The organism is Nonomuraea sp. CA-143628 (assembly GCF_050942315.1).
GTDB lineage: Bacteria > Actinomycetota > Actinomycetes > Streptosporangiales > Streptosporangiaceae > Nonomuraea.
The window spans coordinates 10,307,604-10,329,422 of the sequence record NZ_CP192072.1 but is presented as its reverse complement, the minus strand read 5'-3'; the positions used below and the strand labels follow the sequence as shown (position 1 = coordinate 10,329,422).

Sequence of the window (21,819 nt, the reverse complement as noted above, 5' to 3'; positions counted from 1 at the left end):
CGCGACGAGGTAAGGCCGGTGTCGGCCGTACCGACACATACCCCCCCAGAAGGTGAACGACGATGAAGTACCGCATCCTTGCTCTGGCGGCCGTTCTCGCGCTGGGCGCGTGCGGCTCCGACGCCGAGCCGACCGCCGGACCGTCCGCGAACGGCCCGGCCAAGCTGACCCTCTGGATCATGGACGGCAGCGTCACGAAGGAGCTGCTGAAGAAGTTCGAGACCGGCTACGAGGCCGCGCACCAAGGGACTGACCTCGACATCCAGATCCAGGCATGGGACGGCATCGGTGAGCGCGTGACCGCCGCGCTGGCCAGCACCGACGCCCCCGACGTGATCGAGGTCGGCAACACCCAGGTCGCCCAGTACGCGGCCAGCGGCGGCGTACAGGATCTGACCGGCAAGGTGGCCGACCTCAAGGGTGCGGACTGGCTGCCGGGCCTGGCCCAGCCGGGCAACATCGACGGCAAGCAGTACGGCATCCCCTGGTACGCAGCCAATCGCGTCGTCGTCTACAACAAGGACATATTCGCCAAAGCCGGTATCAAAGCCCCAAAAACCAGGGATGAATGGCTAGATATCACGACGAAGCTTAATAAAGGCCAGGACCAGGGCATCTACCTCACCGGCCAAACCTGGTACGCCCTGGCCGGGTTCGTCTGGGACGAGGGCGGCGACCTGGCGATCCAGGAGGGCGGCAAGTGGAAGGGGGCCCTCGACAGCTCGCAGGCCATGGCCGGCATGGACTTCTACAAACGCCTCCAAGCCCTCGGCAAGGGCCCCAAGGACGCCGACGAGGCCAACCCGCCGCAGCACGAGGTGTTCGCCCAGGGCAAGGTCGCCCAGATCATCGCCGTCCCGGGCATCGCCTCGCGGGTCCTTGAGGTCGAGCCGAAGATGAAGGACAAGATGGGCTTCTTCCCCATCCCCGGCAAGACGGCCGACAAGCCGGGCACCGTGTTCACCGGCGGCTCCGACCTGATCATCCCGGTCGCCTCGCAGCGCCAGGACCAGGCGTACGAGGTCGTCAAGGCGCTGGCGGGCGAACAGTTCCAGACGGAGCTGGCCAAGGCGATGAGCTTCGTGCCCAACCGCACCTCGCTCGCCGGAGTGCTGGCCGGCGACGAGGGCACCGCCGCCATGGCCACCGCCGCCGCCAACGGCCGGGCCACCCCCAACACCCCCAACTGGGCCGCCGTCGAGGCCACCTCGGTCATCAAGCAGTACATGACCGCCGTACTCACCGGTGCCGACCCGGCGGCCGAGGCGAAGAAGGTCTCCGAGAACATCACGACGACCCTGAACAGCAAGTGAGGTCGCGTTCGCTCTGGCCCTACCTGCTCATCGCGCCCACGGTGGCCGGTGGGGCCTTTCTCCTGCTCTATCCCCTGCTCAAGGCAGCCCTGATCTCGTTCCAGCACTTCCGTATGGGCGAGCTCATCAGGGGCGGGGCCGCGTTCGCCGGCCTGGAGAACTACCGGGAACTCCTGACGGGCGCGGAGTTCTGGCAGGTGCTGCTGCGTACCCTCGGGTGGACCGCGATCAACGTGGTGCTCATCGTGGTCCTGTCGACCGGCGTCGCCCTGATGCTGGTCCGGCTGCGCCGCGGTTTGCGCCTGGCCGTGATGAGCGGGCTCGCCCTGGCCTGGGCCACCCCGGTCATCGCGGCCACCACGATCTTCCAGTGGCTCTTCCAGTCGGAGCTCGGCGTGGTCAACTGGCTGCTGGTCACGCTGGGTCTCGACTCGTTCCGCGGCTACGCCTGGTTCGCGGACGGCACCGCCACGTTCGCCGTACTCGTCGTCCTGGTCGTCTGGCAGTCGGTGCCGTTCGCCGCGCTCACCCTCTACGCGGGGCTGACCACGATCCCGGCCGAGCTGTACGAATCCGCCAGGATCGACGGCGGCACCGGCCGGCAGGTCTTCTGGAAGGTCACGGTGCCCATCCTGCGGCAGCTCTTCGCGCTGGTCACCTCCCTGGAGGTGATCTGGGTGGCCAAGTGCTTCCCGCAGATCTGGGTCCTCAGCCAGGGCGGGCCCGACGGCGCCACCACCACCCTGCCCGTCTACGCGTTCAAGATCGCCAGGGTCCTGCACAGGTACGACCTGGGCTCCGCGGTCGCCATGCTCACCGTCGTCATCCTCGCCGTCGCCCTGGTCAGCAACCTGCGCAGAATGGTCCGCTCATGAAACGGCTCGCGCTCAACGCGGCGGCGCTGGCCGTGCTCGCGATGACGATCTTCCCGGTGTACTGGATGTTCCTCACCGCGTTCAAGCCGACCAGCGACATTCAGGCGGCCACCCCCACCTTCTGGCCGGCGCACCCCACACTCGAACACTTCGCCACGGCCATCTCGGCGCCTAACTTCTGGACCTACTGGCGCAACAGCCTGGTCGTGACCGTGGCGGCCGTACTGCTCGCGCTGGTCGTGGCGCTGCTGGCGGCGTTCGCGGTGACCAGGATGCGCTGGCGGGGCAAGGGGGCCTTCGTGCTCGCCGTCTTCGCCGCCCAGATGGCGCCGTGGGAGGCGCTGCTGGTGCCGGTGTTCATCATCGCCAGGGACACCGAACTGCTCGACTCGCTGACCATGCTGACCGGCGTCTATTTCATGATCACGCTGCCGTTCACGATCGTGACGTTGCGCGGGTTCCTGCAGGCGATCCCGCTGGAGCTGGAGGAGGCGGCGCAGGTCGACGGGTGCGGCCGGCTCATGGCATTCCGGCGGGTGGTGTTCCCGCTGCTCGCGCCGGGGCTGATGGCGACCTCGCTGTTCGGCTTCATCACGGCGTGGAACGAGTTCGCGTTCGTCAACGTGCTGATCATCAAGGATCAGGACCGGCGGACGCTGCCGGTGTGGCTGTCGTCGTTCCGCGACGTGTTCGGCACCGACTGGGGCGCGACGATGGCCGCGGCCAGCCTGTTCGCGCTTCCCGCCCTGCTGCTGTTCCTGTTCCTGCAACGCCGCGTCGGCACGGGTATGACAGCGGGGGCCGTCAAGGGCTGAGGGTGAACGCCGCGTGCAGCGCCCGCCGGTCGGCCTCCGGTAGCAGGTCGCGTGCCGCCAGCCAGGCCGCCGCCCCCGCCGCGTCCCGCGCCGTGGCCACGCTCTCACCGGCCAGCAGCTCGCGTACGGCCTGCCGTACCGGACCCTCGCTCGTCAGCACGCTCCCGGCCAGCACCACCGGCCCCGACCGGTGCACCCGCCGCACCGTGGCGGCCAGGTGCTCGGCGGCCTGGTGGGCGATGCCGAGCGCGAGCGGGTCGCCCGCTTCGGCGGCTTGGGTCACCAGCGCCGACAGGGCGGCCAGGCGCATGTGGTCGGCCTGCGCCAGCCGGACGATCCGATCGGCCACCTTGCGCGGCGTGGGGCCGCGCTCGGCCCCGAGGAAGTGCTCGACGACCAGCTCGACCAGCACACCCTCCGAGGCGCCGCGATCCAGCTCGGCGATGACGGCCTTGGCGCCCGCGCGCCCGATCCAGAAGCCCGACCCCGCGTCGCCCAGCAGCCAGCCCAGCCCGTCGGCGATCACGTCGAGCTCGTAGCCGGTGATGCGGGCCGCCACCGCTCCCGTCCCCGAGAGCAGCAGCGAGCCGTCCGGTTCGGGCGACCCCGCGACGTACGCGATCACCGTGTCGCCCATGAGCCGCGGCCCCGAGGCGATGCCGTGCCCCGCCCACACCTTGGCCAGCGCCGGCTCCATCTCGTCGACGAACCCCGAGATCCCGGCCAGGGAGGTGACGACCGACGAGGCGTCCAGCCCGGCCAGGGCTCCGCCGAGCGCGGTCTCGATCGCCGCCACCGCGTTCGCCAGGCCGTGGGCGCTCGGATTGCCCGCGCCCGCCCTGGCGTACCCGACGCGGGTGCCGTCGAGCGCGTGCACGGCGACACGGGTGGAGGTGGCCCCGGCGTCGACCCCAATGGAGAGCGAAATGGTCACGGTCCGATTGTGGGACTTGACTCCGCGGAGAAGCAAGAATAATTTTCGGCGGAAGACCGGGTATCCGGAAGGAATATTCGTGACTTCAGGGGCCCTCGGGCGTGTGGAAACAGAACTACCCGGTTTGCCGGAGGCGTTGCGCAGAGTCGGCGAGGTGATCCTCGGCGATCCGGCCGAGGCGGCCCGGTCGACCATCATCGCGCTGGCCGAGCGCGCGGGCAGCTCGCCCGCGACCGTGACCAGGTTCTGCCGGGCCTTCGGCTTCTCCGGTTACGCCGAGCTGCGCGTGGCACTGGCCACCGAGACCGGCCGGGCCGCGCAGGCGGGCTGGGGCGCGGGCGTGGGGCACGAGATCGGGCCCGACGACCCGCTCGACTCGGCGATCGAGGTGATGGCCGCGGCCGACGCCCGGCTCATCCAGGACACCGCCGCCCAGCTCGACTCGGAGATCGTCGCCCAGGTGGCCGACGCCATCGTCGCCGCGCGGCGGGTCCTGCTCGTCGGCGTCTCCACCAGCGGGAACGTCGCCACCATGTTCGAGGGCCGGCTGCGCCGCATCGGCATTCCGGGCTGGAGCGCGGGCGACGCGCACGTCGCGCTGTCGGACGCCGCGCTGCTCGGCCCGGGCGACGTCGCGATCGGCATCAGCCATCGGGGCCGGACCCGCGAGGTCATGGAGGCCCTGGCCGAGGCCGGCAGTCACGAGGCCACCACGGTCGCGGTCACCTCGTTCGCCCGCTCGCCGCTCGCCGAGCTGGCCGACCTGGTGCTCACCACCGCCAGCAGGGAGACCACCTTCCGGCTCGGCGGGCTGGCGGCCGTCCACTCGCAGCTGTTCGTGCTCGACGCCGTCTACGTGGCGGTGGCCCAGCGCACTTACGAGCGCACCAACCAGGCGTTCGGGCTCACGATCAGCGCCGTGGAGAGCCATCGGGTGGAGAGAGGCTGAATGACGTTCGCAACGAAGGCCCTGGAGCTGGCACACCAGGTCGTGGAGACACAGGCGGAGCCGGTACGCCGCGCCGCCGCGCTGCTCGTCGCGTCGCTGCGGGCGGGCGGCGTGGTCAACGCGTTCGGATCCGGGCATTCCGAGGCGATCGCGATGGAGATCGCCGGACGGGCCGGGGGACTGGTCCCCAGCAACCGGCTCACCCCACGCGACCTCGTCCTGTACGGCGGCCGGCCGCCGAGTGTCCTCACCCCCGAGCTCGAACGCGATCCGGAGATCGCCCACCGGATCTACGAACTGGCGCCCGTCGCGCCGCAGGACGTGTTCGTGCTGATCTCCAGCTCGGGCATCAACGGAGCCGTGGTCGAGCTGGCCACGATCGTCAAGGACCGCGGCCATCCCCTGATCGCGCTGACCTCGGTCCAGCACAGCAGCCAGATGACCTCGCGCCACCCGTCGGGCCGCAAGCTGCTCGACCTGGCCGACGTCGTGCTGGACAACGGCGCGCCGTACGGGGACGCGATCCTCGAACTGCCGGGCGGCGGCGGTTACGGCGCGATCTCGACCGTCACCTCGGCGTTGCTCGCGCAGATGGTGGTCACCGAGGCGGTGGCCGAGCTCGTGGCGCTCGGCGAGACGCCGCCCATCTACCTGTCGGTCAACGTGGCCGGCGGCGACGAGCACAACAAGGCCCTGGAGAGCCGCTACGCAGGGCGGATCCGACGTGGAGCATGACTAGTCAGGAGTAGAAATATGCCGAACACCCCCCGTTTCACCAGGCGCGAGCTTCTCCGGAGCGCCGCGCTGGTCCCCGTGGCGGGCGCGCTCGCCGCGTGCGCGACCCCGGCCGCGAAGCCGTCAGCCTCGTCGTCGGCCGCCCCGGTCGCGACCAGCGCGGCCAACCCCTTCGGGGTCTCGGACAGCAAGCCGCTCGAGGTGTGGATCTTCGACGGCGGTTTCGGCCAGGACTACGCCAAGAACATCCACCAGCCGCTGTTCAAGTCGAAGTATCCGAAGGTGGAGATCAAGCACAACGCCACCAAGGAGATCACCAAGGTCCTCCAGCCGAGGTTCGCCGGCGGCAACCCGCCCGACGTGATCGACAACTCGGGCGCCAACGCCATGGACTTCGGCGCGCTCGCCCAGGACGGCCAGCTCCAGGACCTCACACCGCTGCTCGACGCGCCGAGCTGGGACGACCCGGGCACCAAGGTCAGGGACACCATCGACCCGGCCGTCATCGACATCGGCACCATGGACGGCACGTTCAGCGTGCTCGGCTACGTCAACTACATCTTCGGCATCTGGTATTCGCAGAAGGCGTTCAAGGACAACGGCTGGGCGCCCCCCAAGACGTGGGACGAGTTCCTCAAGCTCAACGAGACGATCAAAAAGTCCGGCAAGATGGCCCCCTTCACCTACGCCGGAAAATTCCCGCAATATCTGTACGAAGTGCTGCTCACCATGGCCGCGAAGATCGGCGGCCCCGAGGTCCTCGTCAACATCGACAACCTCGAGGACGGCGCCTGGACCACGGAGGCCATGAAGACCTCCGCCACGGCCTGGGCCGAGATCGGCGCCAAGTACCTCCTGGAGGGCACCGCCGGCCTCGACCACGTGCAGACCCAGACCGCCCAGAACAAGTACAAGGTGGCCATGCTGCCCTCCGGCTCATGGCTGGAGAACGAGCAGAAGACCACCACCCCGGCCGACTTCGAGTACGGCATGTTCCCCGTCCCCGACTTCACCAGCTCCGACAAGATGCCCTACGGCACGCTGCACAGCCAGCCGAGCGAGAACTTCATCGTCCCCGCCAAGGGCGCCAACCCGCAGGGCGGCATGGAGTACCTGCGGGCCATGCTGTCGAAGAAGGCGGCCGGCGAGTTCAGCGAGATGGTCAAGACCGTCTCGACGGTCAAGGGCGCGGGTGAGGGCCGCCAGCTGTCCCCGGGTGCCGCGAGCGCGACCAAGGCCTACACCGAGGCCGGCGCGAACATCGTCTACTACCGCTGGCAGACGTGGTATCTCCAGCTCAAGGACGAGGCCGTCGCCGCCACCGGTGAGCTGATGACCGGCGGCCTCACGCCGGACAAGTATCTGGAGCGCATCCAGAAGAAGGCCGACGAGATCAAGAAGGACTCCTCGATCAAGAAGTACAAGCGCTGATGTTGTTCAACAGGTATCGCCGAGGGCTGTTCATCACCGCGTTCCTGGCAGCCCCGGTGACCCTTTACCTGATCTATGTGATCTCCCCGTACCTCCAGGCGTTCTACATCTCGATGACGGACTGGCGCGGCGTCTCGGCCACGCCGGCCTTCATCGGGCTGGAGAACTTCCGCCGGCTCCTCGATGACGGGACGTTCTGGAAAGCGGTCACGCACAACGCCGCGCTGCTCGTCCTGCTGCCCCTGGTCACGATCATCATCGCCCTGTTCTTCTCCTTCCTCCTCAACGTGGGCGGCGGCGGGCGGGCCGTGGGCGGTATCAGGGGCTCCAAGTTCTACCGCGTGGTGTTCTTCTTCCCGCAGGTGCTGGCCGTCGCGGTGGTGGCGGTGCTGTTCCAGCAGGTGTTCCGGCCGGACGGCAGCGGGATGCTGAACGCGCCGCTGATGGCGCTGGGCGGCAAGCCGATCGGCTTCCTGTCGGACCCGGGCGTCGCCTTCTGGTCGGTGCTCGGCGTCATGGTGTGGCAGGCGGTCGGGTTCTACGTGGTGCTCTTCTCCGCCGGCCTGGCTTCCATCCCGAAGGACATGTTCGAGGCGGCGCAGATCGACGGCGCCGGGCGGCTGAGCCTGTTCTTCCGCATCACGCTGCCGCTGCTCTGGGACACCGTCCAGGTGGCCTGGGTCTATCTCGGCATCCTGGCACTCGACGTGTTCGCGATCGTGTGGGTGATGACCGACCAGCACGGCGGGCCCGACTGGTCGACCACGGTCATGGCGGCCGAGGTCTACCGCAATGCCTTCCAATACTTCCGCTTCGGATACGCCTCGGCCCTGGGCGTCGTGATGTTCTTCTTCACCGTCGGGTTCGCGATCCTTTCGCTGCGTTTTACGCGGCGTGAACGAATCGAGTACTGATGCCCTGGACCATAGCGACCTCGCGCCAGCTGGCCCGTCAGGAGAGCCGCAGGCGGCTCGGGCCGCTGGCGATCCTGTCGCACGTCGCGCTGCTGCTGTGGACCGTGCTCACGGTGGTGCCGATCCTGTGGACGTTCCTGGCCTCGGTCAAGAGCGAGGACGAGATCTTCGGCGACGCCTGGTCCCTGCCGGCCAGCCTGCGCTGGGACAACTTCGCCAGGGCCTGGGATCAGGCGCACATCGGCCAGTACATGCTCAACAGCGTCATCGTGGTCATCTTCAGCGTGTTCGGCACCATGTTGCTCGGCTCGATGGCCGCGTACGTGCTGTCGCGCTACCCCTTCCGCGGCAACCGGGTCGTCTACCTGCTGTTCGTGTCGGGCCTGGCCTTCCCGGTCTACCTGGCGCTGTCGCCGCTGTTCTTCGTCGTGCAGAACATGGGCAACGTCCCGCTGATCGGCCCGTTCATCGGCCTGAACACCCACGCCGGCCTCGTGCTGGTCTACATCGCCTACTCGATGCCGTTCACCGTGTTCTTCCTGTCGGCCTTCTTCCGTACGCTGCCCACGGCGGTGGCGGAGGCGGCCATGGTCGACGGCGCCTCGCACACCCGGGTGTTCTTCCAGATCATGCTGCCCATGGCCAGACCGGGCCTGGTCAGCATCACGATCTTCAACATCCTCGGCCAGTGGAACCAGTACCAGCTGCCGCTGGTGCTGCTGCAGGAGCGCGACAAGTGGGTGCTCACGCAGGGCATCGCCGACATCTCGACGGCCGCGGGCTATGACCAGGACTGGTCCGCCCTGTTCGCCGCCCTGACGCTGGCCATCCTGCCCATGCTGGTCGTCTACACGGTCTTCCAGCGCCAGATCCAGTCGGGACTGACCGCGGGGGCGCTCAAGTAATTACCCTCTCGCGCACCCGACCCGCCGGGCCTAGGCTGCTGGTGTGATCGGCGACATCCGCGCGTTGCTGGCCCGCCACCTCCCCGACGTCGAGGTGCGCTCTGTTACCGAGTCCGGGCAGGGCCTGGACCACGAGGTCTACGAGGTCAACGGGGAGTTGATCGTCCGGGGCGGTAAGGCGGCCGATCCGGTGGCCACCCGCCGTGAGGTCGAGCTGCTGGCCGCGGTCCGCGAGCTGGCCACCGTGGCGGTGCCCGAGGTGGTCTTCGCCGACTACGAGCAGGGCGTGATCGCCTACCGCAAGCTGCCGGGCGAGCCGCTCAACCAGCACCCGGTGCCGGACCCCGTTGCGCTGGCCGCCCCGCTCGGCCGCCTGCTGAGCGCCCTGCACAGTGCCCCGGTCGATGACCTGCGCGCGCTGGCGCCGCCCGACCTCTACCCGGCGCCCACCCTGCTGGTGGACGCCGGGCTCGACTATCGCGACGTCGAGGGGCACGTGCCGGCGAAGCAGCGACCGCTGGTGGAGCGGTTCTTACGCGACACACCGCCCGACGAGCCGCGTGACCCGCGCTTCTGCCACAACGACCTGGGCAGCGAGCACCTCCTGGCCGACGCCGTGACCAGCACGCTGACGGGCGTCATCGACTGGACCGACGCCGCCCTCACCGACCCGGCGCACGACTTCGCGCTCATCTACCGCGACCTGGGCCCCGAGGTCTTCGAGCGGACCCTGGCGCACTACGACCGCGACTTCGACGAGCTCGACCGGGCCAGAGTCGTCTTCTACGCCAGGTGCGCGCTCATCGAGGACCTCGCCTACGGCCTGAGCACCGGCCCGCGCCATTACGCCGACGCCGCCCTGGCCCACCTCGAATGGACCTTCAGCTGATCACGTGCCGCTGAGCTCGTCGCGCAGGCGCCTGGTCGCGCCGACGACGTTGGCCAGCGCCGCCTCCACCTGCTCATAGGTACGCGTCTTCAGCCCGCAGTCCGGATTCACCCAGACCCGCTCGGCGGGCAGCACCTTCAGCGTCTCCCGCAACAACTCCTCAACCTCGGCCTGGCTCGGCACCCGCGGCGAGTGGATGTCGTAGACACCCGGCCCGAGCCCTCGGCCGAAGGAGCCCACGGCCCCCAGGATCCGGGCCCCGGAGCGGGCCGACTCGATCGTGGTGACGTCGGCGTCCAGGCCGTCGATCGCCGCGAGGATCTGGTCGGCGTCCGAATAGCACAGGTGCGTGTGGATCTGGATGCGGTCGCTGGCCCCCGAGGTGGCCCGCCGGTACGCGGCCACGGCCCACTCCAGGTAGTCGGCCTGGGAGGCCCGCCTGAGGGGCAGCAGCTCGCGCAGCGCGGGCTCGTCCACCTGGATGATCGACACACCCGCCGCCTCCAGGTCGCGCACCTCGTCCCGGACCGCGTCGGCCACCTGGAACACCACGTCGCGCAGCGGCAGGTCGTCGCGGACGAACGACCAGGCGACGATCGTGACGGGCCCGGTGAGCATGCCCTTGACCGGCTTGTCCGTCAGCGACTGCGCGTGGCGTGCCCACCGTACGGTGATGGGCGCGGCCCGCCCGACGTCGCCGTGCAGGATCGGCGGCCTGGTGCACCGGGAGCCGTAGGACTGGACCCAGCCGTTGCCGGTCACCGCGAAGCCGTCCAGGTGCTCGGCGAAGTACTGGACCATGTCGTTGCGCTCCGGCTCGCCGTGCACGAGGACGTCGAGGCCGAGTCGCTCCTGCAGCCGGACGACCCGCTCGATCTCCGCCTCGACCCGCCGCTCGTAGTCGGCCTCGGCCAGCGTGCCCGCCGCCACGGCCGCGCGGGCCGCGCGCAGCTCGCCGGTCTGCGGGAACGACCCGATCGTGGTGCTGGGCAGCACCGGCAGCCGCAGGTGCGCGGCCTGGGCCGCGGCGCGCTCCGCGTACGGTCCGCGCCCCTCGAACACGACCGGGTCCGCCAGCGCCACCGACGCGGCCGGCGCCTCGGCGCCCCGGAAGTCGGTGCGCGCCAGCTCGACCACCTCCGCCACCTTCTGCTCGGCGAAGGCCAGCCGCGCCCGCAGCGCCGGGTCGAGCCCTTCCTCCCCTGTCACGTCGTAGGGCACGTGCAGGAGCGAGCACGAGGTGCTGACCACCACGTCCGACGCGTGCTCCCGCACCGCCCGCAGCAGGCTCAGGGCCCGCCCGGGAGCGGTACGCCACACGTCCCGCCCGGACACCACGCCCGCCACCACGGTCTTGCCCGCCAGCGCAGGCAGCCGGTCCAGGCCGCCGCGCACCAGGTCCACCCCGATCGCCTCCACCGGCGTCGCGGCCAGGACAGGCAGCGCCTCGCCCAGATCGCCGAAGTAGGAGGCGACGAACAGCCCGGGGCGCGACGGTACGGCCCCCAGCCGCTCGTAGGCGGCCGTGACGGCGGCCAGCTCCTCGGGCGTCCGGTCGGCCACCAGCGCGGGCTCGTCGAGCTGCACCCACTCCACGCCCTCGGCCGCCAGGATCGCCAGCAGCTCCTCGTAGCAGCCGAGCACCTCATCCAGCCGCTCCAGCGCCCCGGCCAGCAGCAGGAACGTCACCGGCCCCACCACCACGGGCCGCGTCTCGAAGCCCAGCTCCCGAGCCTGCCGCAGCTCGGCGAGCGGCTTGGCCGGGTCGAGCTCGAACACGGTCTCGGCGCCGATCTCCGGCACGATGTAGTGGTAGTTCGTGTCGAACCACTTCGTCATCCGCAGCGGCGCCAGCCCGGCGGTGCCCCTGGCCATCGCGAAGTAGGGGTCCTCCGCTTCCAGGTAGCGCCGGGGCACCGCGCCGAGCAGCACGGCCGTGTCGAGCACCTGGTCATAGAGGGAGAAGGTGTTGGACGGCAGCCCGGCCAGGCCCAGCTCGTCGAGCCGCCGCCAGGTCCGCTCCCGGATCTCGGCGCCCACCTCCTCCAGCTCCGCCCGGGTCGATCGGCCGTCCCAGTAGGACTCCAGGGCCCGCTTCAGCTCCCTTCGCGGGCCGATCCTCGGGTACCCGAGCACGGTGGACCGGGGAAATGACGACATCGACTGCTCCCTGCGTTGACTTGATCGAACGCCGAGAATTCACCACACCGGTCCCACCTGATGCATCCTGTATTCGTGCTGCTTATGCTCAAGGAGGTCCAGTGTTTCGCCCGCGTGGCGGCCCGGCTCAGCTTCTCGATCGCCGCCGCGGACCTGGGGATGTCCCAGCCCGCCATGAGCCAGGCCATCACCAGGCTGGAGCGCGCGGCCGGGACCAGGCTGTTCGACCGGTCCGCCCGCGCGGTGCGGCTGACCGCCGAGGGCAGGGCGCTGCTTCCGCACGCCGACGAGCTACTGGCCGCCGCCGCCGCGTTCGCGGCCGAAGCCGCCCGGCTGGCCCGGCCTACCATTCACCTTGCTTATCCACCACTCGTCGGCGCACTGGCGGCCCGGGTCGCCCGCCGGTTGGCGGCCCGCACCCCGGCCATCGGTGTGGAGCTCACGGTCGCCGGGCGCGGGGCTGCCGCCGAAGCGCTGGAGCGGGGCGAGGTGTCGGCGGCGATCCTGTCCACCCCCGCCCCCGCGCGGTTCGTCACCGCCGCCAGGTTCCACGTCTCGGTGGACCAGCTCGCGGTGCCGCTGGGGCACGCCCTGGAGCCGAGGGCCAAGGTCGTCGCCGGTGACCTGGCCGGGCAGGTGCTGTTGACCCCCGGCAGCCGGGCGTGGGCCGGGCTGCCGGGGCGCTCGCGCATGGTGGCCGACGACGACTTCGCCGCCGCGCTCGACCTGGTCGCGGCGGGTGCCGGGGTGCTGCCGATCCCGCAGCTGCTGGCCCGGACGATCCGCCGCGACGACCTGAGGTTCGTCCCGCTCGACGTGGGTGACCTGCGCATCACGTACGCGCTGGCCTGGGCGAGGGAGCGCGTCACGCCCGAGCTGATGGCCCTGGTGCAGGCCGTACAGGATGCCTTGTGGACTAGGTAGCCGGTAAGTTGCGCAGGGCCTCGCGGCGGCTCAGGCCCGAGATGCCCTTGGCGCGTACATAGCGGATGACCTCGGCCGGGTTGGTCTTGGCGTATTCACGCAGCGCCCAGCCGATCGCCTTGCGGGCGAAGAAGTCGTTGTCCGACAGGCTCGGCTCGATGCAGGCGTAGAGCAGGGCCGTGTCGGTGCGGGCCTTGAACCGGTTCTGGCTCAGGATCGCGGTGCGGCGCTTCCACAGGTCGCCGTCGCGCGCCCAGTCCAGCATGAGCGGGCGCATCGAGTCGGGGAAGGCGGTCAGCAGGCCGCCGATCCGGTGCGTGGCCAGCTCGTCGACCAGGTCCCACCAGGCCCCGCTGACGATCATCTCCTCATACATCGGCACCGTGTAGAGAGTCTGGAACTCCCGGTAATGGTGATAGCCGGTCAGATCGATCGCCGCATAGCGCTCCTCGCGGTATTCGGCCTCGCGCCACAGGCCGAGCACCGCCCGGCGCCACTCCGGCGCCGTGCCGATGCGGTGGGCCGAGAAGACCCGCCGCAGCACGGCCCGCCTCGGCACCGCCTGGACGCCGAGGAAGGGCATGTCGGACTTCATGTACGCGCGCATCGTGGCGGCCTTCTCGGGCTCCGCCGCCTCCCGCAGTGCCTGACGCACCGCCGTACCAAGCGTCATGCCTGCTGGCTGGTCCGCTCACCCGTGGCCAGGCCGTCGAAGAGCACGGTGATGTAGTGCTCGGCCAGACCCGTCGTGTTGAGCCGCCCGCCAGGACGGAACCAGCGCACCGCCACCCAGATCGTGTCGCGGATCATCCGGTAGGTGAGCTTCGGGTCCACATCGGCGCGGAACTGCCCGGCCGCCTGGCCCGCCTTGATCTGCGCGACCCAGATCTGCTCGACCTCGTCCTCGGCCTTGACCAGGTAGTTGAACCGCTCGAACTGCCGCAGATAGTTCCAGTCGTTCTGCATCACGGTGATCGCGGCCCGGTGCGGCTCCAGCGTGCCGAAGCCGATGCGCACCATCTCCGACAGAGTCGTGCGTGGGTCGGAGCCCGAGGCGATCGCCGCACGGTAGCGGGCGACCAGGTCGTCGAGGAAGGTGGAGAGCACCTCGTCGACGATGGTCTCCTTGGAATCGAAATGGTGATAGAGACTTCCCGAGAGGATGCCCGCCTCGTCGGCGATCTCGCGTACGGTCGTGGCCTGGAAGCCCTTGCGGGCGAAGAGCTCCGCGGCGAGCTTGACGAGGTGGTCACGGCGCTCCGATGCCGGCCCGGACGAGGTCGCGCGCTGGCGCTTCGCCGGGGCGGCCGCGCTCTGCCCGGAGTTCTTTCGCGTTGTCACGCCTCCCATTATGAGCCCTCAGACAATCGCTTGTTCACCGAACCCGCCCAGCTCACCCGGCATTCCGCGTGCGACCAAGCGCTTGCTACGATGCGAGAGTGAACGAGGCATACATCGTCGGCGCGGTCAGGACCCCGGTCGGGCGCAGGAACGGCGGCCTCGCCGGCGCCCACCCCGCCGACCTCGGCGCGCACGTACTCCAAGAGCTGATGACCCGCACGGGCGCCGATCCGGCGGCCGTGGAGGACGTGGTGTTCGGCTGCGTGGACACCATCGGACCGCAGGCCGGCGACATCGCCCGCACCTGCTGGCTGGCCGCGGGCCTGCCGGAGGAGGTGCCCGGCGTCACGGTCGACCGCCAGTGCGGCTCCTCGCAACAGGCGCTGCACTTCGCCGCCCAGGCCGTGCTCTCGGGCACCAGCGACCTCGTAGTGGCCGGCGGCGTGCAGAACATGAGCATGATCCCCATCTCCTCGGCGATGCTCGCCGGCCGACCTCTCGGGCACGACACCCCCTTCAGCGGCTCCAAGGGCTGGCTCTCCCGGTACGGCACGCAGGAGGTCTCCCAGTTCACCGGAGCCGAACAGATCGCCGTCAAGTGGGACATCTCCCGAGAGGACATGGAGGCGTTCGCCTACGAGTCGCACCGCCGGGCCATCACCGCCATCGACACCGGCCGCTTCGCGGATGAGATCACCCCGTATGAGGGCGTCGCCTCCGACGAGGGTCCGCGCCGCGACACCACTCCGGCCAAGATGGCCGGGCTCCAGTCCCTGGTCGAGGGAGGACGCCTCACCGCCGCCCTGGCCTCGCAGATCTCCGACGGCGCCGCCGCCCTGCTCATCGCCTCGCCACGGGCCGTACAGGAGCACGGGCTGCGCCCGCGCGCCCGCGTGCACCACCTGTCGGTACGCGGCGGCGACCCCATCATGATGCTCGCGGCGCCGATCCAGGCCACGGAGCACGCGCTGCGGAAGGCCGGGATGACGATCGGCGACATCGACGCCGTGGAGATCAACGAGGCGTTCGCCTCGGTCGTGCTCGCCTGGCTGAAGGAGAGCGGCGCCGACCCCGCCAGGGTCAACCCGAACGGCGGCGCGATCGCGCTCGGCCACCCGCTCGGCGCGACCGGCGCGGTCCTGGCCGTGAAGCTGCTGCACGAGCTGGAGCGGACCGGCGGCCGGTACGGCCTGCAGACGATGTGCGAAGGAGGCGGCCAGGCGAACGTCACCATCATCGAACGCCTATGACGTCCGGCGATGCCACTAGCAAATAGGAAACTTTCCTATTAGATTGCGGGTCATGCTCAAGAGCGGTGACCTGCTGTGCCTTGCCGATGCCGTAATCCTGCCCGGGTTCGAGGGGACGACCCCGCCCGACTGGCTCCGCCGCCGCCTGGGGGAGGGGCTGGCCGGGGTGGTGCTGTTCACCCGCAACATCACGGGAGCGGCCCAGGTGGCCGAACTGACCGCCGCCCTGCGCGCGGAGAACCCCGCCGTCATGGTCGGCATCGACGAGGAGTCGGGCGAAGTGACCCGGCTGGAGGTGGCCACCGGCAGCAGCCGTCCCGGCGGCTACGCGCTCGGCGTCGTGGACGACGTGACGCTGACCGAGGCCGTGGCCAGGAACCTCGGTGCGGACCTGGCGGCCGCGGGCATCACGATCGACTTCGCCCCCTCGGCCGACGTCAACTCCAACCCCGACAATCCGGTCATCGGCCTGCGCTCCTTCGGGGCCGACGCCGCGCTGGTCTCCCGGCACACCAGGGCGTTCGTCCGGGGCCTGCAGGCCGCCGGGGTCGCCGCCTGCGCCAAGCACTTCCCCGGCCACGGTGACACCTCGATCGACTCCCACCACGGCGTGCCCGTGATCGCCACCGACGAGATCGAGTACGCCCTTGGCCCCTTCCGCGCCGCGATCCAGGAAGGCGTCAAGGCCGTCATGACCGGCCACCTGCTGGTGCCCGCGTACGACGCCGTCCTGCCCGCCACGCTCAGCCCCAAGGTGCTCACCGGGCTGCTCCGCGAGGAGCTGGGCTTCGACGGCCTCATCGTCACCGACGGCATCGAGATGGCCGCCGTCTCAGAGCCGTACGGGATCGGAGGCGCCGCCGCCCGCGCCATCGCCGCCGGGGCCGACGCCATCTGCGTCGGCGGCGAGCACTCAGGCGAGGCGACCGCCGTCGAGGTGCGTGACGCCATAGCTCAGGCCGTGCGCGACGGCCTGCTGCCGGAGGAGCGCCTGGCCGACGCCGCGCGCCGGGTCGGCGAGCTGGCCGCCTGGACCGCCGCCTCGGGCACCCCGAACCCCGAGGACGGCCACCTCGGCCTGGTCGCGGCCCGCCGCGCGCTCCGGATCACCCGCCGCACGAGCGACCCCGTCCTGCCGCTCACCTCCGCGGCGCACGTGGTGGAGCTGGCCCCCGAGATGAACCTGGCCATCGACAAGAACACGCCATGGGGCGTCGGCGAGCCCCTGGGCAGGCTGCTGCCCGGCACCGCCGTGACCCGGCTCGCGGCCGGCGAGGCGACCGGGGCCGTGCTGGAGCGGCTCATCGCCGCCGCGGCCGGGCACCCCCTCGTCGTCGTGGTCCGCGACGCGCACCGCCACCCCTGGCAGAGCGAGGCGCTGCGGCACCTGCTCAGCGCCCGCCCCGACGCCGTGGTGGTCGAGATGGGCCTGCCCGCCCGGTCCGACCTGGGCGCCGTGCACATCGCCACGTACGGCTCGGCCAGGGTCTGCGGCCAGGCCGCCGCCGAGCTGATCACCGGTACCCTTTGACACCGTGAACTTCGACGGCGAGGACCTCTCCCAGACCACGCTCACCGACCGGCTCGCGCCGGACGAGACCCACGTCTTCCGTAACTGCGACCTGACCGAGGCCGACCTCCACCGGGCCCCGCTGGCCGGCGCCCGCTTCGAGTCGTGCGTGCTCGAACAGACCGACTTCCGGCGGGCCGACCTCGACGGTGCGGTGTTCATGGGCGGGGGCGGGATGCGGATCAGGTTCAACGACGCCGAGCTCATCGACGTGATGTTCACCGACGTCGACCTGTCCTCCGCCCAGTTCGGCGGGGCGCTGGTGACGGACGTGACCTTCACCGGATGCCGCATGATCGGCGCGTCGCTCACCGCGGCGCGGGGCACCGGTTTCAAGGTCTCCCGCTCCAACCTGACCATGGCCAACCTCGGCGGCTGCTCGCTGCGCGGGGAGCTCATCGAGGGCGTCCGCTTCGACGACGCCGACCTGTCGGGCTGCGACTTCACCGAGGCGACGTTCAGCGACTGCCGGTTGCGCGGCACCAAGCTGCTCAAGACCGTGTTCGCCAAGGCCGACCTGCGTGGCGCCGACCTGGGCGAGCCCGACGACACCAAACTGCGGGCCTTCCAGGGGGCGACGATCAACCCCGCCCAGGCGGCGGCCATCCTGGCCGCCCGCGGCATCACGGTGCTTTGAGCCGGTCCATCACGGTGCTCTGAGCCGGTCCATCACCGTGCTTTGAGCCGGTCCATCACGGTCTCCGCCTCGGACATGATCCGCTCGATCAGCTCCCGGCAGGACGGCAGGTCGTCGAGCACCCCGACCACCTGCCCGGAGGCCATCACCCCCAGATCGGCCCGCCCCTCGACCATCGCGGCCCGTAGCAGCACCGGCGTGTTGGCCGCCTGCAGCACCTGCGCCCAGGTCAGCTCGCGGCCGTGCCGCATCCGGCGCCCCTCGCGGATCATCTGGGCCCACGTCAGCCCCGACAGCCGCTTGAACCTGGCGCCGTTGACCACGGCCCTGAGCAACCGGGAGCGCTCAAGCGACTCCACGAACGGCGTCCTGAGCACCCGATGCGGCACACCGTCGACCCGGGTGGTGACCAGCGTGTCGGCCGCCGCCAGGTAGACCTTCTTCACCTCGTCCGGCACCGACGAGTCGCTCGTCAGCAGGAACCGGGTGCCCATCGCGATGCCGCACGCCCCGTACGCCAGTGCCGCCACCAGCCCGCGCCCGTCGAAGAAGCCGCCCGCCGCGATCACCGGGATGTCCACCGCGTCCACCACCTGAGGGAGCAGCAGCGTCGTCGAGACCGGCCCGGTGTGGCCGCCGCCCTCGCCGCCCTGCACGATCACCGCGTCCACGCCCCAGGCGGCCACCTTCTCGGCGTGCCGCCGCGCGCCCACGGACGGGATCGTCACCACGCCCGCGCCTTTCAGCCGGTCGATCAGCTCCCGCCGCGGCGCCAGCGCGAACGACGCCACGCGCACGCCCTCGCGGATCATCACCTCCACCCGCTCGGCCGCGTCGTCGGCGTCGGAGCGGATGTTCACCCCGAACGGGGCGTCCGTCCGTTCCCGCACCCTGCCGATCGCCTCGGTCATCTCGCCGACGGACATCGTGGCGGCCGCGATGATCCCGAGCCCGCCCGCCTCCGAGGTGGCCGCGGCGAGCCGGGCGCCCGCGACGTACCCCATCCCGGTCTGCACGATCGGATACCGGCACCCCACGAGGTCGGTCAGCGCGGTTTTCACGCCGCTTCCGCCAGGCTTTTGCCCGCTCTCCTCATGCGGCCACCTCGCGCTCACGGGACCCGCGCGGGTCGAGCACCTCCTTCAGCAGCCTGCTCTCCTCGGCGGTCGGCTCCCGGGTCTCGGGTACGTCCTCAGGGACCGTCAACTCGAACCCCGTCGCCGCGACCACCTCCGCGACACTCACCCCCGGATGCACCGAGGCCAGCCGCATCGACCCGTCCGGCGTGCGGAAGTCGAGCACGGCCAGGTTCGTCACCACCCGCCGTAGGTCGAAGGCTCCCTTGTCGGTCCCGAGACCGCTGACCACGTCCACGCGCGGCACGAACACCTTGGGGGAGTGCCGGGGGATCCAGTAGCTCGTCGGGCCGCAGCGCGTGTTGCCCGGCGCGCCGCGTACACCGAGCAGCTGCGCCTTGGGCCGCGCCCAGTCGCCGATGCAGGAGATGTTCGTGTTGCCGAAGCGGTCGATCTGGCTCGCGCCGAGCATCACGTGCCGCCGGCCGTTCAGCACCAGCCACAGGTGATCGCGGAACGGCAGCCAGCCCTCCACCACCTCGGGCCGCTCACCCAGCGCCGGCACGTCGCCCGTCAGCAGGCAGACGCCGTCATGCGTGAGCAGGTCGGGCTCGAACGTCAGCCTGGCCAGCCGGGCCGCCAGCACGGTGACCGCCCCGCCGATCCCGGCCGCGAGGATCTCCCCGTCGCCCCTGAACGCCTCCGCGCAGGCGACCACGCACACGTCAGCCCTGCTCATGGAGCTCCTCCCACGGACACGTCAGCTCTGCTCACGAAACTCCTCCCACGGCGTGTCCACGTAGCGCCGCTGCTCCTGCTCGTCGCGGCCGTAATCCGGCTCGCACGCGGTGAACCCCGCGCCGCCCGGTGTCTCGACCACACCGCTCACCATCGACCGGCTGATCAGCAGCGACTGCACCGGCCCCTCCTTCAGCAGGTCGGCGGTGTCCACGAGCCGCTCGCACGACACGAAGCACCGGCCCGCCGCCTTGGCGTAGAGGTCGTCGAAGTACGGATCGGGTCCCAGGTATTGCGCGTTGCCGCGCCGGTCCGCCCGGTTGAGGTGCACCAGCGCGACGTCCATGGTCAGCGCGGGCACCGCGACCAGCTCCTCCCCGTCCTCGTACGGCGAGCGGACCGTGCGCAGATCGGGGTTGACCCGCATGACGTCGGAGCCGAGACCGGCCCGCGTGGGCAGGAACGGCAGCCGGTGCGCCGCCGCCAGCAACCCGAACATGAACATGCCCTCGTCATACTCGGCGAACTCGACCGTGCCGCCCTGCCTGGCCCGCCTGAAGTGCGGTTCGAGCGGGATGGAGTCCAGCGTCACGAACGGGGCCACCACCCTGCGCACCTTCCCGGCGGCGCAGAGCATGCCGACGTCCGGGCCGCCGTAGGAGATGAGGGTGAGATCCCGGACGTTCGACCGCAGCAGGCCGGCGACCAGCGCCATCGGCTTGCGGCGCGATCCCCAGCCGCCGATGCCGACCGTCATGCCGCTCTCGACCTGGGCCGCGACCTCCTCGACGGACATGACCTTGCTCACGAGCCCTCCACGAAGCGGTCCCGGTGCCTGTCGCCCGCGCCCATCAGGTTCAGCTCGAACGTGAAGCCCTGCTCGAAGCGGTAGGAGCGCTTCACGTCCACTGGGTCGATGCCGTTGAGCGACTCCTTGGCGCGGCGGATCACGTACGGGTCCTTGTCCGCGATCTGGCCCGCCACCTCCAGCGCCGCGTCCCGAAGCTTGTCACGCGGCACCACCTCCAGCACCGAGCCGAACGCGTGCAGCTCGGCCGCCGTCACGTTCCGGCACGTGTAGACCATGGCGCGCATGAGGTGCTGCGGCACCAGCCGGGACAGGTGGGTGGCGGCGCCGAGTGCGCCCCTGTCCACCTCGGGCAGGCCGAAGTAGGCGTCCTCGCTGGCCAGCACGATGTCCGCGTTGCCCACCAGGCCCACGCCGCCGCCGACGCAGTGGCCGTGCACGGCGACGATCACCGGCACCGGGCAGTCGTACACGGCCGCGAACGCCGCGAAGCACCCCCTGTTCGCGTTTATCAGGGCGGTGTGGCCCTCGGTGGCCTGCATCTCCTTGATGTCCACACCGGCGTTGAAGCCCCGGCCCTCGGCTCGTAGTACGACGACCCTGGTCTGTTCGTCCTGCCCGGCGGCCGTAACGGCGCCGGCCAGCTCGTGCCAGGCTCGCGCCGGCAGCGCGTTCACCGGTGGGACGTCGACGACGACCTCGGCGATCGGGCCGTCCCGCAGCGTGATTCCCATCCCGCTCCCTGGTTGCACCTAACGCTTGCTTGGTACGGTAGCACCCGTGACGGTGACTTACGACTACACGGGCAAGGTCGTCCTGGTGACCGGTGGGACGCGGGGGATCGGCGCGGGCATCGCCACCGCCTTCGCCGCGGCCGGCGCCGAAGTGATCGTCTGCGCCCGCCACGACCCGCCACCTGCGCCGGTGGGCACGCCGGCGCCGGTCGGCGGGGTGCGGTTCGTGCGGGCCGATGTGCGGGACGCCGACGACCTTGAGCGGCTGTTCTCCGGACTCGACCGGCTGGACGTGGTGGTCAACAACGCGGGCGGCTCGCCGTACGCGCCGCTGGAGGGCACCTCACCACGCCTGCACACACGTGTCGTCGAGCTCAATCTGATCGCCCCGATGCTCGTCGCGCAGCGCGCCCACCCGCTGCTCGCCGCCTCGGGCGGCTCCGTCGTGATGATCGGCAGCTCCAGCGGCGTGCGGCCCTCGCCGGGCACCTCGGCGTACGGCGCGGCCAAGGCGGGACTGCATCACCTGGCGAACTGCCTGGCCGCCGAGTGGGCTCCTGATGTACGCGTCAACACGGTCGTCGTCGGACTGGCCGCCACGGAGGACTCCGCCGACCACTACGGCGGTAAGGACGTGGGGACCACCATCCCGGCCGGACGGATGGCGACGCCCGCCGACGTGGCCTCGGTCTGCCTGTGGCTGGCCGCGCCCGGTTATGTGACAGGTGCGCAGGTACACGTACACGGAGGCGGCGAGATTCCCGCCTGGCAAAACCTGGCTTCAAGCGATATTTCCTGATATCTCTGCCTGATCTTCCTGG

At 70.5% G+C, this 21,819-nt stretch carries 22 protein-coding genes; 14 read left to right on the top strand and 8 right to left on the bottom strand.

What is annotated here, in order from left to right:
- The first annotated feature begins 62 nt into the window (after window positions 1-62).
- From ACQP2T_RS46800 to ACQP2T_RS46790, 3 genes are read left to right on the top strand one after another with little or no spacing between them, the layout of a single operon-like run.
- Complete coding sequence (locus ACQP2T_RS46800; RefSeq protein WP_433511284.1) at window positions 63-1,313, top strand: extracellular solute-binding protein; 1,251 nt, start codon at window positions 63-65, stop codon at window positions 1,311-1,313.
- Entirely contained in the window at window positions 1,310-2,188 is an 879-nt protein-coding gene (locus tag ACQP2T_RS46795) for a carbohydrate ABC transporter permease (protein WP_433511283.1), read from the top strand. The genes ACQP2T_RS46800 and ACQP2T_RS46795 overlap by 4 nt, the downstream gene beginning before the upstream one ends.
- Complete coding sequence (locus ACQP2T_RS46790) at window positions 2,185-3,003, top strand: carbohydrate ABC transporter permease (protein WP_433511282.1); 819 nt, start codon at window positions 2,185-2,187, stop codon at window positions 3,001-3,003. Before ACQP2T_RS46795 ends, ACQP2T_RS46790 begins: the two co-directional genes overlap by 4 nt.
- Here the strand turns inward: ACQP2T_RS46790 and ACQP2T_RS46785 are convergent.
- Window positions 2,993-3,937, bottom strand: a complete 945-nt coding sequence (locus ACQP2T_RS46785; RefSeq protein WP_433511281.1) for an N-acetylglucosamine kinase — start codon at window positions 3,935-3,937, stop codon at window positions 2,993-2,995. The two genes, ACQP2T_RS46790 and ACQP2T_RS46785, sit on opposite strands and share 11 nt — an antisense overlap.
- 79 nt (window positions 3,938-4,016) lie before the next feature.
- Here ACQP2T_RS46785 and ACQP2T_RS46780 point away from each other — a divergent pair, with 79 nt between their 5' ends.
- Genes ACQP2T_RS46780 through ACQP2T_RS46755 form a run of 6 tightly spaced genes read left to right on the top strand, consistent with a single transcriptional unit; the run spans window position 4,017 to window position 9,760 of the window.
- Window positions 4,017-4,886, top strand: a complete 870-nt coding sequence (locus ACQP2T_RS46780; protein ID WP_433511280.1) for a MurR/RpiR family transcriptional regulator — start codon at window positions 4,017-4,019, stop codon at window positions 4,884-4,886.
- On the top strand, window positions 4,887-5,621 hold the full coding sequence (locus ACQP2T_RS46775; RefSeq protein ID WP_433511279.1) for a sugar isomerase domain-containing protein: 735 nt from the start codon (window positions 4,887-4,889) through the stop codon (window positions 5,619-5,621).
- Window positions 5,622-5,639: 18 nt separating this feature from the next.
- Entirely contained in the window at window positions 5,640-7,052 is a 1,413-nt protein-coding gene (gene ngcE / locus ACQP2T_RS46770; protein ID WP_433511278.1) for an N-acetylglucosamine/diacetylchitobiose ABC transporter substrate-binding protein, read from the top strand.
- Window positions 7,052-7,966, top strand: a complete 915-nt coding sequence (locus ACQP2T_RS46765; protein WP_433511277.1) for a carbohydrate ABC transporter permease — start codon at window positions 7,052-7,054, stop codon at window positions 7,964-7,966. The genes ngcE and ACQP2T_RS46765 overlap by 1 nt, the downstream gene beginning before the upstream one ends.
- Window positions 7,966-8,871, top strand: a complete 906-nt coding sequence (locus tag ACQP2T_RS46760; RefSeq protein WP_433511276.1) for a carbohydrate ABC transporter permease — start codon at window positions 7,966-7,968, stop codon at window positions 8,869-8,871. Before ACQP2T_RS46765 ends, ACQP2T_RS46760 begins: the two co-directional genes overlap by 1 nt.
- Window positions 8,872-8,914: 43 nt before the next feature.
- Window positions 8,915-9,760, top strand: a complete 846-nt coding sequence (locus tag ACQP2T_RS46755; RefSeq protein ID WP_433511275.1) for a phosphotransferase family protein — start codon at window positions 8,915-8,917, stop codon at window positions 9,758-9,760.
- On the opposite strand, the gene metE is transcribed toward ACQP2T_RS46755, so the two are convergent.
- A complete protein-coding gene (gene metE / locus ACQP2T_RS46750) occupies window positions 9,761-11,920 on the bottom strand; it encodes a 5-methyltetrahydropteroyltriglutamate--homocysteine S-methyltransferase (RefSeq protein WP_433511274.1) in 2,160 nt (719 codons plus the stop codon).
- 84 nt (window positions 11,921-12,004) lie between these two features.
- Between metE and ACQP2T_RS46745 the strand changes: the two genes are divergently transcribed.
- Window positions 12,005-12,844, top strand: coding sequence for a LysR family transcriptional regulator (locus tag ACQP2T_RS46745; RefSeq protein ID WP_433519924.1), 840 nt, complete (start codon window positions 12,005-12,007; stop codon window positions 12,842-12,844).
- Here the strand turns inward: ACQP2T_RS46745 and ACQP2T_RS46740 are convergent.
- Together ACQP2T_RS46740 and ACQP2T_RS46735 are read right to left on the bottom strand one after the other, a co-directional pair.
- Window positions 12,837-13,517, bottom strand: coding sequence for a DNA alkylation repair protein (locus ACQP2T_RS46740; RefSeq protein ID WP_433511273.1), 681 nt, complete (start codon window positions 13,515-13,517; stop codon window positions 12,837-12,839). The two genes, ACQP2T_RS46745 and ACQP2T_RS46740, sit on opposite strands and share 8 nt — an antisense overlap.
- Window positions 13,514-14,194 carry a TetR/AcrR family transcriptional regulator gene (locus ACQP2T_RS46735; RefSeq protein ID WP_433511272.1) on the bottom strand — a complete coding sequence of 227 codons (681 nt, stop codon included), beginning with the start codon at window positions 14,192-14,194 and terminating at the stop codon, window positions 13,514-13,516. Before ACQP2T_RS46735 ends, ACQP2T_RS46740 begins: the two co-directional genes overlap by 4 nt.
- Window positions 14,195-14,283: 89 nt before the next feature.
- Between ACQP2T_RS46735 and ACQP2T_RS46730 the strand changes: the two genes are divergently transcribed.
- The 3 genes from ACQP2T_RS46730 to ACQP2T_RS46720 are packed head-to-tail and all read left to right on the top strand — an operon-like array spanning window position 14,284 to window position 17,642.
- Window positions 14,284-15,435, top strand: coding sequence for an acetyl-CoA C-acetyltransferase (locus ACQP2T_RS46730; protein WP_433511271.1), 1,152 nt, complete (start codon window positions 14,284-14,286; stop codon window positions 15,433-15,435).
- A gap of 52 nt (window positions 15,436-15,487) precedes the next feature.
- On the top strand, window positions 15,488-16,966 hold the full coding sequence (locus tag ACQP2T_RS46725) for a glycoside hydrolase family 3 protein (protein ID WP_433511270.1): 1,479 nt from the start codon (window positions 15,488-15,490) through the stop codon (window positions 16,964-16,966).
- A gap of 4 nt (window positions 16,967-16,970) precedes the next feature.
- Window positions 16,971-17,642: a pentapeptide repeat-containing protein gene (locus tag ACQP2T_RS46720; RefSeq protein ID WP_433511269.1), complete on the top strand. Its 672-nt coding sequence runs from the start codon at window positions 16,971-16,973 to the stop codon at window positions 17,640-17,642.
- Window positions 17,643-17,674: 32 nt separating this feature from the next.
- Here the strand turns inward: ACQP2T_RS46720 and ACQP2T_RS46715 are convergent, their stop codons facing one another.
- The 4 genes from ACQP2T_RS46715 to ACQP2T_RS46700 are packed head-to-tail and all read right to left on the bottom strand — an operon-like array spanning window position 17,675 to window position 20,998.
- Window positions 17,675-18,703, bottom strand: coding sequence for an NAD(P)H-dependent flavin oxidoreductase (locus tag ACQP2T_RS46715; RefSeq protein WP_433511268.1), 1,029 nt, complete (start codon window positions 18,701-18,703; stop codon window positions 17,675-17,677).
- Window positions 18,704-18,734: 31 nt separating this feature from the next.
- On the bottom strand, window positions 18,735-19,457 hold the full coding sequence (locus ACQP2T_RS46710) for a CoA-transferase subunit beta (protein ID WP_433511267.1): 723 nt from the start codon (window positions 19,455-19,457) through the stop codon (window positions 18,735-18,737).
- 21 nt (window positions 19,458-19,478) lie between these two features.
- Entirely contained in the window at window positions 19,479-20,252 is a 774-nt protein-coding gene (locus tag ACQP2T_RS46705) for a CoA transferase subunit A (protein WP_433519923.1), read from the bottom strand.
- A gap of 8 nt (window positions 20,253-20,260) precedes the next feature.
- On the bottom strand, window positions 20,261-20,998 hold the full coding sequence (locus ACQP2T_RS46700) for an enoyl-CoA hydratase family protein (protein ID WP_358535086.1): 738 nt from the start codon (window positions 20,996-20,998) through the stop codon (window positions 20,261-20,263).
- A 46-nt stretch (window positions 20,999-21,044) separates the two neighbouring features.
- Between ACQP2T_RS46700 and ACQP2T_RS46695 the strand changes: the two genes are divergently transcribed.
- A complete protein-coding gene (locus ACQP2T_RS46695; RefSeq protein WP_433511266.1) occupies window positions 21,045-21,797 on the top strand; it encodes an SDR family oxidoreductase in 753 nt (250 codons plus the stop codon).
- Window positions 21,798-21,819 lie beyond the last annotated feature (22 nt).

Bases quoted from the DNA above. Each gene is read 5' to 3' on its own strand.
- ACQP2T_RS46740 (WP_433511273.1), bottom strand. From the start codon at position 13,517: ATGACGCTTGGTACGGCGGTGCGTCAGGCACTGCGGGAGGCGGCGGAG.
- ngcE (WP_433511278.1), top strand. From the start codon at position 5,640: ATGCCGAACACCCCCCGTTTCACCAGGCGCGAGCTTCTCCGGAGCGCC.
- ACQP2T_RS46735 (WP_433511272.1), bottom strand. From the start codon at position 14,194: ATGGGAGGCGTGACAACGCGAAAGAACTCCGGGCAGAGCGCGGCCGCC.
- ACQP2T_RS46775 (WP_433511279.1), top strand. From the start codon at position 4,887: ATGACGTTCGCAACGAAGGCCCTGGAGCTGGCACACCAGGTCGTGGAG.
- ACQP2T_RS46760 (WP_433511276.1), top strand. From the start codon at position 7,966: ATGCCCTGGACCATAGCGACCTCGCGCCAGCTGGCCCGTCAGGAGAGC.
- ACQP2T_RS46790 (WP_433511282.1), top strand. From the start codon at position 2,185: ATGAAACGGCTCGCGCTCAACGCGGCGGCGCTGGCCGTGCTCGCGATG.
- metE (WP_433511274.1), bottom strand. From the start codon at position 11,920: ATGTCGTCATTTCCCCGGTCCACCGTGCTCGGGTACCCGAGGATCGGC.
- ACQP2T_RS46710 (WP_433511267.1), bottom strand. From the start codon at position 19,457: ATGAGCAGGGCTGACGTGTGCGTGGTCGCCTGCGCGGAGGCGTTCAGG.
- ACQP2T_RS46725 (WP_433511270.1), top strand. From the start codon at position 15,488: ATGCTCAAGAGCGGTGACCTGCTGTGCCTTGCCGATGCCGTAATCCTG.
- ACQP2T_RS46705 (WP_433519923.1), bottom strand. From the start codon at position 20,252: ATGTCCGTCGAGGAGGTCGCGGCCCAGGTCGAGAGCGGCATGACGGTC.
- ACQP2T_RS46800 (WP_433511284.1), top strand. From the start codon at position 63: ATGAAGTACCGCATCCTTGCTCTGGCGGCCGTTCTCGCGCTGGGCGCG.
- ACQP2T_RS46700 (WP_358535086.1), bottom strand. From the start codon at position 20,998: ATGGGAATCACGCTGCGGGACGGCCCGATCGCCGAGGTCGTCGTCGAC.
- ACQP2T_RS46765 (WP_433511277.1), top strand. From the start codon at position 7,052: ATGTTGTTCAACAGGTATCGCCGAGGGCTGTTCATCACCGCGTTCCTG.
- ACQP2T_RS46745 (WP_433519924.1), top strand. From the start codon at position 12,005: ATGCTCAAGGAGGTCCAGTGTTTCGCCCGCGTGGCGGCCCGGCTCAGC.